Here is a 15,175-nt window from a genome sequence, read left to right as displayed (position 1 = left end):
ATCGAGTCCTGACATGAATATCGAAAAAGCCCGTTTCAACATGATTGAACAGCAGATCCGCCCTTGGGACGTGCTTGCTCCCGATGTGCTCGAACTGCTGATGGTGGTCAAGCGCGAAGCTTTTGTTCCGGATGCCTACAAGAGCCTCGCTTTCGTTGATACGCAAATTCCCTTGCCAGGCGGCGAGTACATGTTCGCACCGAAAATGGAAGCGCGCATCCTGCAGGAAGTCGCGCCGAAGAAGCATGAAAATGTTCTCGAAGTCGGTGCCGGCACCGGCCACATGGCCGCCCTGCTCGCCCACAAGGCGCGCCACGTGACCACCGTGGAAATCAACCCCGAGCTGAAAGCGCTTGCTGAAAAGAACCTGGCGGCCAACGGCGTGAGCAACGTGGATGTGGTGCAGGGCAACGGCGCCCAGGGCTGGGGCAAAGGCGATGCACAATACGACGTGATCGTGGTCTCCGGCTCGCTGCCGGTGCTGCCCGACGCCTTCCTCAAGCAGCTGAAAGTCGGTGGCCGCCTGTTTGTCATTGTCGGCGAACCACCTGTCATGTCGGCGCAGCTCATCACGCGCACGTCGGATACCGGCTACGACACCGTCAAGGTGTTCGAGACCGATGTCAAGCCGCTGCGCGACGCTGTCTTGCCGCCGCAATTTACCTTCTGAGATCGACATCATGCAAAACCTGACCGCTCCTGAACTGGCCGTATGGCTTGCCGACGAATCGCGCCAGAAGCCGGTGCTGCTGGATGTGCGCGAACCCTGGGAATACCAGACCTGCCACATCGCAGGTTCGGTACCGATTCCCATGAACACCGTGCCCGCGCGCATGCAGGAACTCGATGATGAAGCGCCGATCATCTGCATCTGCCATCACGGCGCACGCAGCATGTCGGTCGCGGCTTTTCTCGAGCGGAATGGATTTGCCAATGTCATTAACCTGACCGGCGGCATCCATGCCTGGGCCTTGCAGGTGGACCAGTCAATGCCGACTTATTAGGCACTGAAGGCAATTTTAAAAACAAGAATTCAACCGTCCCAACTGACTCCCCCGGAGAAATTCCAATGCGGAAAACTGCCATCGCCACCCTGCTTGCCGGCGCTTTCGTGTCGATCAATGCGCACGCCATCGATCTGCTGCAGGTATATCGCGAGGCTCTCGCCAATGACGCAGTCTATGCCAGCGCGCGTGCGACGCTGACAGCCGGTCAGGAAAGAGTCGTGCAGGGACGGGCAGGACTGTTACCGCAGATCGGCGCCGGCGGGAGTTACAACCGCACCAATCTTGATCTGGATGCGGCCGGCATTTCGACTGGCCGCAATTTCAATACCAATGGCTACAGCGTGACCTTGTCCCAACCGCTGTTCCGCGCCGCCAATTGGGAGCAATACCAGCAGAGCAAACTGTCGGTCGCTGCGAGCGAAGCGCAGTTTGCGCAGGCGCAACAGGATCTGATCGTGCGCGTGTCGCAAGCCTACTTCGACGTACTGGCGTCGCAGGATGCGCTGGCGTCGGTGCAGGCGCAGAAAAGCGCGATTACCGAGCAGCTCGCATCGGCCAAGCGCAATTTCGAAGTCGGTACCGCGACAATCACGGATACGCATGAGGCGCAGGCACGCTACGACCTCGTGATCGCGCAGGAATTTGCCGGTCAGAATGATCTGGAAATCAAGCGCACCGCGCTGCAGCAGATCATCGGCAAGCCATCCGGCGCTCTGGCGACGCTACGTCCCGGCATCAAGTTGTCAGGACCGGAACCGGCCATTATCGACAACTGGGTGCAAAGCGCCGAACAGCAGAATTATGGTGTGATCGGCCAGCAGCTTGCGCTGGAAATTGCGCAGCGAGAAATCAAGCGCAACCGCGCCGGCCATTACCCGACACTGGACCTGGTGGCGAGCCGCAATCACAGCAACCAGACCGGCAGCCTGACCTCACCGGTCGGCAGCGTGTCCGATACCAATGTCATCGGTGTGCAATGGAATATCCCCCTGTACGCAGGCTTTGCGGTTGAAAGCCGGGTACGGGAAGCGATTGCACTTCAAGACCGTACCCGTTCCGATCTTGAGAATGCACGCCGTGTCGCAGCGCAAGGCGCACGCCAGGCCTTCCTCGGCGTCAACTCGGGACTCGCTCAGGTCCGCGCACTGGAAGCCGCCGAAATCTCCAGCCAGTCGGCGCTGGAATCGAACCGCCTTGGCTATCAGGTCGGTGTGCGTATCAACATCGACGTACTGAATGCACAGCAACAGCTTTATTCAACACGTCGTGATCTGGCGCGCGCACGCTACGACACGATCGTCAACGGCCTGCGATTGAAATCGGCAGCCGGGGTCCTGAAAGAAGAAGATCTTGCGGTGGTGAATTCGCTATTGGTGCCGTAAGCGGATTCGAGATGTCGCGCCTGTTACGGCATGACATGGTTTTATCTGTAGCATCACGGTGCAGCAAATCTCTACGCGGATGACGATGCAAGCCTGCGGAGTGAAGGCGCATACCGCAGCGTATCAAGCGCGGCGTCCACCAGGCGTTCGGCATTTGGTGCAAGATCGAATGAGGCCGGCGCAAACAGCCAGTTGTTCAGCAATCCGTGCAGCTGACTGCGCAAGGTGACTGCTGCCAATTTGACATCCAGATCGACGGGCAACTGGCCACGGGCAATCGCATTGGTCAGAATTTGTTCGAGCCGAATATGTCCTTCCATATAGCATTCGGTCTGCCGGATCATGATGGGATCGAGTGGGTCGACGAATTCGCATTTGTGATGCAGGATGTCGAAGACTTTCCTTGAATGCGGGTTGTTAACCGCCTCCATCAGGACAAAAATACAGGTTTCGCGCAGCCGGGCCAAGGGATCGATTTCATTCCCATCGGCATTGGCTTCTACCATCGCCTCCATCGGCAGGCGGATCCGTTCGCACATGGCGTCGAACAAGTCGCTTTTGTTCTTGAAATGCCAATAGATAGCACCGCGCGTCACGTTGGCGGCATCCGCTACATCGGCCAGTGTCGTACGACTTACGCCGTGCAGATGAAAAACTTCTTCTGCCGCATCAAGAATGCGGTTACGTGTTTCCAACGCTTCTTCTTTTGTGCTTCGGGCCATGTCAGGTGCGATTTCTCTAATAACGATATGATCATCGGTTGCCCGTAAAAGTAGCGTGCCGGGCGATACATACATTCACGCATGTATGTATAATAGCACCTTCGCTGCTTGAAAAAAATAATGCCGTTGTGGATAACGCGTCCAGCAACCCGTCATCTGCGTATTCCGCCTGCAGCTCCGCAATAACAACCTTACGAGCGACCTTTATGACTTACCTTCGTCAACTCTCTTGCATTCTTGCTCTCACCGGCGCCATATCCGTGCTGTCGGGTTGCGGCGAAAAGACTGCCAATGCCCAGACGCCAGGCGGCGGCATGCCTCCGCCCGAAGTTTCCGTGGTGACCGTAGCGCCGCAGCGCCTTGTCATGACGACTGAATTACCAGGGCGTATCGAGGCAACCCGCGTTGCGCAGGTACGTGCCCGCGTTCCCGGCATTGTGCTCAAGCGGGTATTCCGGGAAGGCTCGGACGTAAAGGCAGGCGACGTATTGTTCCGTATCGATCCGGGTCCCTATCAGGCGGCCTTCAATAGTACGGTCGCGGCTGTGGCGAAGGCGGAAGCCAATCTCGCACAGGCGAACCTGAAGGTGCAGCGTTACAAGCCTCTGGTCGAAACCAACGCCATCAGCAAGCAGGAATATGACGACGCGCTGACCGCGCAGAAACAGGCGACCGCCGATCTGGCCACGGCAAAGGCAACACAGGAAACGGCCCGCCTGAATCTCGGTTATGCAACGGTCAACGCACCGATTTCCGGTCGTATCGGCCGCGCGCTGGTGACCGAGGGCGCATTGGTCGGTCAGGGTGAGGCAACGCCGCTGGCGATGATTCAGCAACTGGATCCGGTGTTCGTGAACTTGACCCAGTCCAGCAATGACATGCTGCAACTGCGTCGTGCAATGGCGAATGGCCAACTCAAGCGCGTAGGCAAGGACGAGGCCAAGGTAACGCTGGTGGGTGAAGACGGCCGCCCCTATCCGCATTCCGGCAAGCTGCTGTTCTCGGATGTGGCGGTTGATGAAAGCTCGGGTGCGGTTACCCTGCGCGCCGAGTTTCCCAACTCCGACAGGATGCTGCTACCCGGCATGTATGTACGTGCCCAGCTTGAGCAGGCTGTAACTGAAAATGCAATTACCGTACCGCAACAGGCCGTGATGCGCGACATGACGGGCGCATCGGTCATGGTGGTCGGCGCGGATGGCAAGGTGACGCAGCGTCCCATCAAGGCGGACCGCTCGCAAGGCAACAGCTGGATCGTCAGCGAAGGATTGAAGGAAGGCGATCAGGTTATTGTCGAAGGCCTGCAGAAAGTAAAACCGGGCGCGGCCGTCAAATCGATACCCTGGAAAAATGCGTCCGCTGCGGCACCTGCAGCAGCCGCCCCGGCTACCGGCGTCACACCGACTGCACAGACTACACAGGCAACGCAGGCAACACAATCAACATCAGCGGCACAACAACAAAAAACGAAATAACGTGTTTGCGCAATCAATGAACCAATCGCAATACGTTTCCTTCATCTGCTGCAGTGCGCGCGCCGTTAAGCGCGCGCACTGCGTCAAGACCGGCATGGCGCACAGCCACACCGGTCGCGCTCAATAACGGAGCACTGCATGGCAAAGTTTTTCATCGATCGCCCGGTATTTGCCTGGGTAATCGCACTCTTCATCCTGCTTGCAGGAGCCTTGTCGATCACGCGCCTGCCCATTGCGCAATATCCGACGATCGCTCCGCCGGCGGTACAGATCACCGCCAACTATCCGGGCGCCACCGCGCAAACTCTGGACGAAAGCGTGATCAGCCTGATCGAACAGGAAATGAATGGCGCCGACGGCTTGCAATACATCGAGTCGCAGGCCCAGGCCAACGGCCAGGCGCAAGTCACCGTGACCTTCCTGCCAGGCACCAACCCCGACCTTGCCGCAGTTGACGTGCAAAACCGCCTCAAGCGCGTCGAAGCACGTCTTCCGCAAGCGGTGACGCAGCAAGGCGTGCAGGTCACCAAGGCCCGCAACAATTTCCTGCTGTTCACCACCTTGTCGTCCACTGACGGCCGACTGGATCCGATCGCGCTGGGCGACTACATTTCGCGCAACGTGCTCAACGAACTCAAGCGCGTGCCCGGCGTCGGACAAGCACAGCTGTTTGGTACCGAACGAGCCATGCGTATCTGGGTCGACCCGGCCAAGCTGGTAGGCCTGAAGCTCTCTACCGCCGACGTCAACACCGCCATTCGTAACCAGAATGCGCAGGTTGCCTCCGGTACCCTGGGCGATTTGCCCAATCCGAATACGCAACAGGTCACGGCGCCGATCGTCATTACCGGTCAGCTTTCCACACCGGAAGAATTCGGCAATATCGTGCTGCGCGCCAATCCCAACGGCTCCACCGTGCGCCTGCGCGATGTCGCGCGCATCGAAATCGGCGGACAGGTGTACGCCACCTCGGCCCGTCTGAATGGCCAGCCGACTGCCGCCGTCGGCGTACAGTTGTCACCGACGGCCAATGCGCTCGCGACTGCGAAGGCGGTACGCCAGCGTATGGACGAACTGTCGCGCTACTTCCCGACAGGCGTGAAGTACGAAATTCCGTATGACACGTCCAAGTTCATCCAGATCTCGATCGAGGAAGTCGTCAAGACATTGATTGAGGCGATCATCCTGGTGTTCCTGGTGATGTATCTGTTCCTCCAGAACTTCCGCTATACCCTGATTCCGACCATCGTCGTGCCGGTCGCGCTGATGGGTACGTTTGCGACGATGCTGCTGTTCGGTTTTTCGATCAACGTGCTGACGATGTTCGGCATGGTGCTGGCGATCGGTATTCTGGTCGACGATGCGATTGTCGTCGTGGAAAACGTCGAACGCATCATGAGCGAGGAAGGTCTTTCGCCACGCGATGCGACGCGCAAGGCGATGGGCCAGATCACCGGCGCGATCATCGGTATCACGCTGGTGCTGATCGCGGTGTTCCTGCCGATGGCCATGTTCGGCGGCGCGGTCGGTGCGATCTATCGCCAGTTCTCGTTGTCGATGGTGTCGTCGATGGTGTTCTCCGCCCTGATGGCGCTGACCCTGACACCGGCACTCTGCGCCACGCTGCTCAAGCCGGTCGAAGCAGGCCATCACCATGAAAAGCGCGGCTTCTTCGGCTGGTTCAATCGCCGCTTCAACAAGACCGCAAACAGCTATCAGGGCGTCGTCGCACGCATGCTTCCCAGGTCCGGCCGCTACATGATCATTTTTGCGCTGATCGTTGGCATCGTCGGCTTGCTGTATGTGCGTATGCCAACTTCCTTCCTGCCGCAGGAAGACCAGGGTTACCTGATCACCAACATCCAGTTGCCGCCGGGCGCAAGCGCGAACCGTACCGTGGAGGTACTGGAGCAGGTCGAGCAGTACTACCTGAAACAGCCAGGCGTCGAACGCGTGGTTGGCGTGCTCGGCTTCAGCTTCTCCGGTAGTGGCCAGAATGCCGCGCTGGTGTTCAGCCCGCTGAAGGACTGGTCGGAGCGCGACGCGAGCCAGTCGGCCGAAGCGATTGCCGGCAAGGCTTTTGGTGCCTTCTCGGAGATCAAGGATGCGATCGTGTTCCCGCTGAGCCCGCCGCCGATCCCCGAACTGGGTAACGCAACCGGCTTCACCATGCGTCTGCAGGATCGCGGTGGCGTCGGCCACGATGCGCTGCTTGCCGCGCGTAACCAGTTGATGGGCATGGCAGGACAGAGCAAGGTAGTGGCCGGCGTACGTCCGGAAGGACTGGAAGACACGCCACAGTTGCAACTCAACATTGACCGCGACAAAGCAAATGCATTGGGCGTGACCTTTGCCGATATCAATGCAACGCTGTCGACCTCGCTGGGTTCGTCGTACATTAATGACTTCCCGAACCAGGGCCGCCAGCAACGCGTCGTGGTTCAGGCGGAAGCACAGCAGCGCATGCAACCGGAAGACTTGCTGCAGCTCTACGTCCGCAATTCTCAGGGCGCAATGGTGCCGTTCTCGGCGTTCACGTCTTCCAAGTGGATCCAGGGTCCGGTGCAACTGTTCCGCTACAACGGCTATCCGGCAATGAAGATTTCCGGTGGCCCAGCCCCGGGACGCAGTACGGGTGAAGCGATGGAAGAAATGGAACGCCTGGTGAGTCAGCTTCCCGCAGGCATCGGCCTCGAATGGACCGGCCAGTCGCTGGAAGAAAAGACCTCCGGCGCACAGGCTCCGGCGCTCTTTGCCCTGTCTCTGCTAGCGGTGTTCCTGGTGCTTGCAGCGCTGTATGAAAGCGCGACGATTCCGATCGCTGTGCTGCTGGTGGTGCCGCTGGGTATTCTCGGTGCACTGCTCGGCGCTACGCTGCGCGACATGCCGAACGACGTGTACTTCAAGGTGGGATTGATTGCGATTATCGGCCTGTCGGCGAAGAACGCGATTCTGATCATTGAGTTTGCGAAGGACTTGCAAGCGGAAGGACGCAACCTGCTGGATGCGACGCTGGAAGCGGTGCATCTGCGGTTCAGGCCGATTATCATGACCTCGCTCGCGTTCATCCTCGGCGTGCTGCCGCTGGTGATCGCGTCCGGCGCGGGCTCCGCCAGCCAAAGAGCGATCGGTACCGGCGTCATGGGCGGCATGATTACCGCCACCGTGCTCGCCGTGTTCCTGGTGCCGATATTCTTTGTGATCGTGCGCCGACTGTTCAAGGACAGCGAACGCCAGAAGCGTTTCCACGCCGAGCATTCGCACCTGCATTTGCAAGAGGAAGCCAAATAATGATGAAGCAACTTACTTCTGTTCTGCTGCTTGCCGGCGTGCTGTCCGGCTGCTCGCTGGCACCGACCTACCAGCGGCCTGAAGCGCCGATCGCAACCGCTTATCCGGCTGATCCCGGCCAGGGCGCGGCTGCGGCCAGCACCACCGGCTGGCGTGAATTCTTTCCGGACCGCCGCTTGCAGACACTGATTGCGGCCGCGCTGGATAACAACCGTGACCTGCGCATCGCTGCCTTGCGCATTGAAGAAGCACGCGCCCAGTACAACATTCAGTCGGCCGACCTGCTGCCGACCTTTAACGCGGGGGTGAGCGGATCACGTGCGCGCACGGTTGCGGGAGTCAGCCCGCTCGGCGTATCGACGGTCGGCACCGCGTATCAGGTTGGCCTGAGCCTCGCCTCGTTCGAACTGGATTTCTTTGGTCGCGTGCGCAGCCTGAACGATGCCTCGCTCGCGCAATTTCTCGCCACCGAGGAAGCCGCGCGGTCAGCCCGCATTTCCCTGATCGCCGAAGTGGCCAAAGCCTATCTGGCGGAGCGTGCGTTTGCCGAGCAGTACGATCTGGCACGTCAGACTTTTGAAAGCCGGCAGACTGCCTATAAACTTGCGCAGCAACGTTTCGAGGTAGGCGCCTCGTCCGCACTCGACCTGCGCCAAAACGAGACCCTGGTGCAGACTGCACGCGCTTCGCTGGCAACATTGGCACGCCAGCGTGCGCAGGCGGTCAACGCGCTGACCTTGCTGGTCGGCCGTCCGCTGAGCGACCTGCCGCCGCCATCCAACCTGTCTGAACAAAATATCGTCACAGACATCCCGTCCGGCTTGCCGTCAGAACTGCTGACGCGCCGTCCTGACATTCGCGGCGCCGAACAGCGTCTGCTGGCATCGAACGCAAACATCGGCGCGGCACGAGCTGCATTTTTTCCGCGCATTTCGCTGACGGCCGGCATCGGCACCGCCAGTTCGGAACTGTCCGGCCTGTTCGAAACGGGTTCCCGCACCTGGTCGTTTGCACCGTCGCTGGTATTGCCGATCTTCGATGCGGGCCGCAACAGTGCCAACCTGGATATCGCGCAAGTGCGCAAGAATGTTGCGGTAGCCGATTATGAAAAAACCATCCAGACCGCATTCCGTGAAGTGTCGGATGCACTGGTCGCACGTGCAACGCTGGAAGAGCAGATCGATGCACAGCGTGCGGTGCAGGAAGCGCAAGCGGAACGTCTCAAGCTGGCCGATCAGCGTTATCAGGCTGGCGTGTCGAGTTCGCTCGATGTGCTCGATGCGCAGCGGGAGTTGTTTTCAGCGCAGCAGTCACTGGTTCAGGCGCGATTGCTGCGTCTGACGAACGCGATTGATTTGTATCGCTCGCTGGGTGGCGGCTTGAATGAAGTGACGGTTGCGCAGACGAAGTAAATCCAAATAAGAAGTCGTTTTAAAAGGGCCTGTCGGATGGTTGACGACAGGCCCTTTTTGTATCTGTGGGGTATACCGGAATTCAAGCTGGTAACCTTCCCTCGCTGATTGAACGGCGCACCACTCACAACTACGAGGAAACGGTTGGACGGACTTCGCCGCGCCAAAGATTGCTTGCCTTAACAGCAACTTGTTAGTATAAATGCAATCTTTCTCAGCATTGCAAGTATTTACTTTGTTAGTCCGTCCTCCCATCCCTACTTTGCAGCCGTATCAATGACGCAAGCCGCACGCCTGCACGATCCGATCGGCCACAGCCCGAGCATGAACTGGCTATTGACCGGCTTGGCAGCAGGCGCAGCAATCGGTGTCGGCGCAATTGCCATCGTAGGCACAAGCGGATTGGCCGCCGGCGGTGCTGGAATCGGAGAACTGTTCAGCACCATGAGCTGGGCGCCAAAGGAAGTATGCGGCGTCATCAAGGGCGATTGCTCGGGCAATGTCTTCACCAATGGAGTACACACAGCACGGGCACATGTCGATGTCGTCGATTGTGCTAAACACTCCCCACCCTATCCGCCTATCGCCACCGGCAGTGCGACGGTGTTCATCAATGGCCAACCTGCGGCACGCGTGAATGACAAGGTCGGCTGCTCTGCGGTCATCACTTCTGGATCGAACAATGTCTACATTGGTGGTGGCACGATGCAGACGGATGTACTGCAGCCTGAAAAGCTTGTTCCAGATGCGGTGCATGCGGGACTGCTTGTTGTTGGAATTGGTAGTGCGATTGTCCTTGGTGGGCCGATTATCGCGACTGCGGGACTTATGGGCGGCACGCTGGGGCAGTATGGTGGGGAATGGATTGGTGGAAAGGTATTTGGTATAGGATCCGATGGACAGAAGTGGGCGATGCTTGGCGGCTCGTTGTTTGGTGGTGCGGCGAGTGCTAAAGGCAGTTCAATTCTTGCAGGAAAACGAATTCCGCAGTCTTTTCTTCCGAAGCAGCGCATTGCTAAGGAAGAGTTATACGACGCAAATAAAATACCTTTGGCTAAAGACGCTGACTTTGTCGGTCCTATGAAGCCAGAAAATTGGGATGCACTGACTTCCCATCCAGACGGTCACGCAATTTCAGTGCACGGAGGTGGGGTAACTAATGCCGCTTTAATTACACGTGCACGTACTGGTATCAAACCGAACGGACAAACAGGCCCCATCCCGCCGCTTTCTTCAGCCTTCTATTCTGATGGTCTACTCATTTCTACGGACCAGGCAATCAGGACTTCTGGGGGTCTTCCAAATGCAATTGCAAGACAACCCGGGCAAACTGTCGTACGTGTTGAGACACAGGATGTCGGAAATCTAGGCGTTGACTTGGGGTATGGTTATAAGCGAATTGGTGCCACTAGTAATGTGAAGGTGAACAGTACAACACTAGGCCCATTATTGAGAATTGATAATTTAAGAAGTGCTCAAGGAATATACGAATTTAATGTGGCAACAGGTAACTGGGAAACTATTACGGTTTACCCTGCTCCTCACTAATCTAGGACTTCGTAATGAAAAACTACCCGAATATCACCCATATGTTGAAGACCGTTTTTAATGCTGAAGACGGATTATCTATAGATACAGCAATCCGGATCTACCAAAGGACTGCTGTATCAAGTGGAAACCTGGATGCATTAAAGTGCGAACTCAAACTAGCCTTCTCAGACCAAGATCTTTCTTGGAAAGAAATGCTACGTAACGATGACTACGAAGTGTTTGACGCTGAAACCGAAAATGATGCGCGCGAGCACGCCAAGAAGATTTTATGGGCACCACTAAATACATGAATGTCGATAAAAGATGTAAAAGCCACTGCGGTTTTATCTTCCAAACTACCTAACCGCTCGAACTTAAAAATATTACGCATCTCCTCCGAGGTCGAAGGATAAGTGAAACCAAACACTACCAATTATCACCGACCTCGGAAGCATAAAATGAAGTTAAATTTTTCATGGGAAGAATCAGCCTGGGTCCCAGTGCCAAACTGCATTTCAACCGTCATCAATACTGATGGTGTTAGTCCGCTCGATTGCATCTTAACTGACGATGGTGGGCAAAACTTTCTGGACACCCTATCGTGGCTAGACGAGGGGTTGAATCGAATCAAATCAGTTAAGGACGCAAGCGTTGACTCCGCAGAATGGAGCCGCGATGCCTGGGGTGCTGAATTAACCAAGGAACAGGCCAAAATTTATTCGCTCCATGATGAAGAGTATTTTGAAATTCTTAGCATTGATTCATTTGCAGCCGCACTGTTAGCTTGGAGAAATTTCCTTCAGTTAGAACCGAAATCTAAATTACCGCAAGAAATCGAAATCTAAACGACGACGTGCATCAGAGTGCTGTTTTTCTGTGGATTCAGTAGCATAATCGACCTTGATAGCTTAACCAGCCATGATAAATACAGATTACCTTTATGATGCTTTTAACGGACTTGAGCCGCACAAAGACAAAGATGCCGCGATAAAGTTTTGCTTGAATGCGGTACTAATGGATTGTCGATTTGCAGACTTAGAAACAGTAATGCGTGATGGAGCAGATATCGGCGGTATGGAAGGACCGCCGGGTTGGATTATTGAGCGATGTGATGAAGGTGCGACTAAAGGCTATGAGGACTGGCCGGAGTCTGCACGCTTTCGCGCTTTTGTTGATCCAGAGAGCTATGAACTGGCTTATCCGGAATTTTTTTGCGATAAGCCTACGGTCGAGCAATATGTTCGTGCTGCGATACGAGCATATTGCAATCGACATCCTGAGCGAAACAAAGAAACGGCTTTGATCCTACAAACGCTATCACGATAAATAACAAAGCAAAGAAGCATCTGGTATGTTTCAGGAGAATGTCCGGATAACGCTGTTCATGTTCAGTGTTCCCGAGAAATCCAGATATACAGTGCATCCTTTATCGAAATCGTCCTGAACGTACCACACATGTTACTGCATGATTTTGACTGGCAAACATCTCTTGCCACGCTTTTCGGCGGCACCGTGAATCAACAAACACTTGAAGAAGCAGCTGAGCTAATGGTGTCTGTCAGCGCTTCAGATGATAGCTATCACGAAGAATGTCTTATGTTGCTTAATAGAGGAATTCGTGCCGCCAATGCGGGAGATCGCTTAGTAATAACTTGTATCAATAAGAGCGGGTATCAAGTCTTAACGACGACAGATGCCGCTACGCTCCTTAATGATTTCCGCACAATTTACTTGATGGAGTATACGCGGGCTAGTGAGACAGGCGCCTAGTAGCGGCTTCAAGCCATTTAGAAAACCAACATGCGGTTTATGGAGTTGGACAAGGCAAGTCAAAGACGTTCAATACCAATCAATGGCCGCAGCAACCTCATCGTTCGTGTAGTAGCACCACGATGCTGACGCGCAAACGCCAACGCCTTTTCTCCCATCACACCACGTTCCGCATTCGCAGACAAAAGACCTTGCGCTACGCTGACCATTTCTGTCGCATCGCTCACCCTCAACGCCGCACCCGCCGCAACCGCATCATCGCTGACCTCGGCAAAGTTGAACGTATGCTGCCCGATCAGCACCGGCTTGCCGACGGCACAGGCTTCGATCAGGTTTTGCCCGCCCAGCGGCATGAGACTGCCCCCGATAAACGCCAGGTCACAGGCGGTGTAATAGGCGAACATTTCGCCCATTGAATCGCCAAGCAACACGCGCGTATCGACCGATACCGGAGCATCGCCCATGGCAGAACGGCGGATCAGCGATAGCCCTCGCTCCTGCACCATCTGCGCTACTTCATTAAATCGCTGCGGATGCCTTGGAACGAGAAGCAGCAAGGTATTGCTTGCAGGCGCGGCCTGCCACGCGTCGAGTATCAGTGCCTCTTCGCCTTCACGTGTACTTGCACAGAGCAGCACGGGTCGAGATCCGATTTGCGAACGCATTACCCTGCCCTTCTCGACAGCATGCTCCGGCGGCGTCACATCGAATTTCACGCTGCCGGTGACATGCACGCTTGGCGCACCAAGTGACGACAGTCGTTCGGCATCGGCCTGCGTTTGCGCGGCCACGATCGTCATCGCATGCGCGGCATCGGTCATCAACGCGGACAGGCGCTGCGCTTTTTTCAGTGACCGTTCGGAAAGCCGTGCGTTGACGAGGGCAACCGGTACACGATGTTTCGTGCATTGCGCCATCACGTTCGGCCACACTTCGGTTTCCATGAGTATGCAGATGCGTGGCTTGAAATATCGCAGAAACCGTCCAACCATCCAGCCAGTGTCATAGGGCAGATAGGACTGCACGACTCGCGCTCCGTGTTTGCCGAACAATGCCTGTCCGGTTGCACGCCCGGTCGGTGTCATGTGCGTGAGCAAAATAGCGTGCGCGGGATAAGCTTGCAACAGCGCATCGATCAGCGGTTCGGCTGCGCGCGTTTCGCCTACCGATACCGCATGGACCCAGATGAATGGCTTTGCTGTACTCTGCCGATAAAAGCCGAAACGTTCACCAAGATGAAGACGATAACCCGGTTCTTTTTTGCCGCGCAGCCAAAGCCGGCCGACGACCAGCGGCAAGGCCAGCCACCATGCCAGGGAATAGAGAATACGAGCCATTACATCACCGTCCTGACGAGCAAAACCTTAGCGCCTGACATTGACGCGGCCCAACAGACTGGTGATGGCCGTTGCTACGTCGGATACCGATGGCGGCGTACCCTGGTCACCAAGATTGATGATATTGCTCGACCAGTTGCCTTCGGTCTTCCAGCGCGGGGAATCGCAATAGAGTTCGATGGTGGGTCGGTTGTAGGCGGCAGCGATATGCGTAAGACCGGTATCCACGCCAATCGCAAGTGCGGCCCGCTGGGCAAACAATACCGCTTCCATCATCGGTAGTTTCGGCAATACGTGTGCGTCGCTCATCTGCGCGGCGAGTGCCTTGGCAGCGTCATGCTCCGCATCGTTTCCCCACGCGAGCAGTACTGGCAATTGACGTTCAGCCAGCAGGCGTGATACCTGTACCCAGTTGTCCGGGGCCCATTGCTTGGATGCGCGCGCAGTGCCGTGAAAGAAAGCCGCGTAGGGCCGGTCCGGCACCCACGCCGGCAACGCATCGAAATGCGGCGACTGCAGCATGAAGTCTGCTGGCGTGTCGACACGGTAGCCAAGGCCTGCGGCTGCAACCAGCCGGCCGCGCAATACTGCATGGGTACGCACATCGACCGGCACGCTTTTGGTATGAAAAATACGCGAAGCACCTTCATAGCCTGAGCCTTCAGTGCCGTTGGCAAGGCCAACACGCTGGCCATTGGTCACTAGGCGCGCCATGCGCATCACGATGCCGGTCTTCAGCAAGCCCTGGGTATCGAAAACCACGTCGTACGCTTCCTCGCGTATGCGCCGGTGGAATTCACCCATCTCTGCGCGTGTCGCCGGTGCAAACAGGCTTTTGCGCCAACGCCGCAAGGCGTAGGGAATCACATGCCGCACGCCCTTGTTCAAGCGTACGAGATTAACGTAGGCCTCTTCCACCACCCAGTCGATCTGGGCGTCCGGAGTGTGGCGCAGGATATCCGCCACCATCGGCATGTTGTGAACGACATCGCCAAGCGACGATACGCGGACGATCAGAATCTTCACGATGAATGCGAGTCAGAACGACGAGTCATCAAAAGGACAGCACGGCATCCGGCTTGGCGGCCAGGATGGCTTGCTTGAATTCGTTTTGAATGCGCTGCAACGCCGCTTCGGTTTCCCCTTCAAAGCGCATCACCACCACCGGCGTGGTGTTGGATGAACGCGCCAGTCCAAAGCCATCCGCATATTCGACCCGCAAGCCATCGATGGTGACGATCTGCTCGGC

General features: G+C 56.6%; 14 protein-coding genes and 1 pseudogene. 11 read left to right on the top strand and 4 right to left on the bottom strand.

Translation table 11 applies throughout. The features are described from left to right. The first annotated feature begins 13 nt into the window (after positions 1–13). From ASE07_RS20690 to ASE07_RS20680, 3 genes are all read left to right on the top strand, one after another. Positions 14–670 carry a protein-L-isoaspartate O-methyltransferase family protein gene (locus tag ASE07_RS20690; protein WP_057292722.1) on the top strand — a complete coding sequence of 219 codons (657 nt, stop codon included), beginning with the start codon at positions 14–16 and terminating at the stop codon, positions 668–670. A gap of 10 nt (positions 671–680) precedes the next feature. After that, entirely contained in the window at positions 681–1,004 is a 324-nt protein-coding gene (locus tag ASE07_RS20685; RefSeq protein ID WP_057292721.1) for a rhodanese-like domain-containing protein, read from the top strand. A 65-nt stretch (positions 1,005–1,069) separates the two neighbouring features. After that, positions 1,070–2,389 carry a TolC family outer membrane protein gene (locus ASE07_RS20680; protein WP_057292720.1) on the top strand — a complete coding sequence of 440 codons (1,320 nt, stop codon included), beginning with the start codon at positions 1,070–1,072 and terminating at the stop codon, positions 2,387–2,389. A gap of 71 nt (positions 2,390–2,460) precedes the next feature. Here the strand turns inward: ASE07_RS20680 and ASE07_RS20675 are convergent, their stop codons facing one another. Further along, on the bottom strand, positions 2,461–3,111 hold the full coding sequence (locus tag ASE07_RS20675; RefSeq protein ID WP_057292732.1) for a TetR family transcriptional regulator: 651 nt from the start codon (positions 3,109–3,111) through the stop codon (positions 2,461–2,463). Between the two features lie 206 nt (positions 3,112–3,317). On the opposite strand from ASE07_RS20675, the gene ASE07_RS20670 reads away from it, so the two are divergent. The 8 genes from ASE07_RS20670 to ASE07_RS20630 all read left to right on the top strand — a co-directional run bounded on the left by ASE07_RS20670 (position 3,318) and on the right by ASE07_RS20630 (position 12,589). Continuing rightward, positions 3,318–4,586 (top strand): efflux RND transporter periplasmic adaptor subunit, encoded by a 1,269-nt coding sequence (locus tag ASE07_RS20670; protein ID WP_082584343.1) that lies wholly within the window; start codon positions 3,318–3,320, stop codon positions 4,584–4,586. Between the two features lie 138 nt (positions 4,587–4,724). Next, positions 4,725–7,877 (top strand): efflux RND transporter permease subunit, encoded by a 3,153-nt coding sequence (locus ASE07_RS20665; RefSeq protein ID WP_057292719.1) that lies wholly within the window; start codon positions 4,725–4,727, stop codon positions 7,875–7,877. Beyond that, positions 7,877–9,289, top strand: a complete 1,413-nt coding sequence (locus ASE07_RS20660) for an efflux transporter outer membrane subunit (RefSeq protein WP_057292718.1) — start codon at positions 7,877–7,879, stop codon at positions 9,287–9,289. Before ASE07_RS20665 ends, ASE07_RS20660 begins: the two co-directional genes overlap by 1 nt. 276 nt (positions 9,290–9,565) lie before the next feature. Beyond that, positions 9,566–10,837, top strand: coding sequence for a PAAR domain-containing protein (locus ASE07_RS20650; protein ID WP_082584342.1), 1,272 nt, complete (start codon positions 9,566–9,568; stop codon positions 10,835–10,837). 14 nt (positions 10,838–10,851) lie between these two features. Continuing rightward, complete coding sequence (locus ASE07_RS20645) at positions 10,852–11,130, top strand: hypothetical protein (RefSeq protein ID WP_200960991.1); 279 nt, start codon at positions 10,852–10,854, stop codon at positions 11,128–11,130. A 147-nt stretch (positions 11,131–11,277) separates the two neighbouring features. Then, on the top strand, positions 11,278–11,664 hold the full coding sequence (locus ASE07_RS20640; protein ID WP_057292714.1) for a DUF5376 family protein: 387 nt from the start codon (positions 11,278–11,280) through the stop codon (positions 11,662–11,664). Between the two features lie 73 nt (positions 11,665–11,737). Continuing rightward, positions 11,738–12,145: a hypothetical protein gene (locus tag ASE07_RS29020; protein WP_156396848.1), complete on the top strand. Its 408-nt coding sequence runs from the start codon at positions 11,738–11,740 to the stop codon at positions 12,143–12,145. Between the two features lie 129 nt (positions 12,146–12,274). Next, positions 12,275–12,589, top strand: coding sequence for a hypothetical protein (locus tag ASE07_RS20630; RefSeq protein WP_057292712.1), 315 nt, complete (start codon positions 12,275–12,277; stop codon positions 12,587–12,589). A 59-nt stretch (positions 12,590–12,648) separates the two neighbouring features. Here ASE07_RS20630 and waaA read toward each other — a convergent pair whose 3' ends face one another. The 3 genes and pseudogenes from waaA to ASE07_RS20615 all read right to left on the bottom strand — a co-directional run. After that, a complete protein-coding gene (gene waaA / locus ASE07_RS20625) occupies positions 12,649–13,926 on the bottom strand; it encodes a lipid IV(A) 3-deoxy-D-manno-octulosonic acid transferase (RefSeq protein WP_057292711.1) in 1,278 nt (425 codons plus the stop codon). A 27-nt stretch (positions 13,927–13,953) separates the two neighbouring features. Continuing rightward, the gene (waaC, locus tag ASE07_RS20620; RefSeq protein ID WP_057292710.1) at positions 13,954–14,952 is read right to left on the bottom strand and encodes a lipopolysaccharide heptosyltransferase I; all 999 of its coding nucleotides are present in this window, start codon (positions 14,950–14,952) and stop codon (positions 13,954–13,956) included. Between the two features lie 28 nt (positions 14,953–14,980). Next, positions 14,981–15,175: pseudogene (locus ASE07_RS20615) on the bottom strand (phosphomannomutase/phosphoglucomutase); the annotation flags it as partial.

This window comes from Noviherbaspirillum sp. Root189, assembly GCF_001428545.1.
Lineage (GTDB): Bacteria > Pseudomonadota > Gammaproteobacteria > Burkholderiales > Burkholderiaceae_D > Noviherbaspirillum.
The sequence above is the reverse complement of the archived record's forward strand: the minus strand, read 5'-3'. Positions and strand labels throughout refer to the sequence as shown.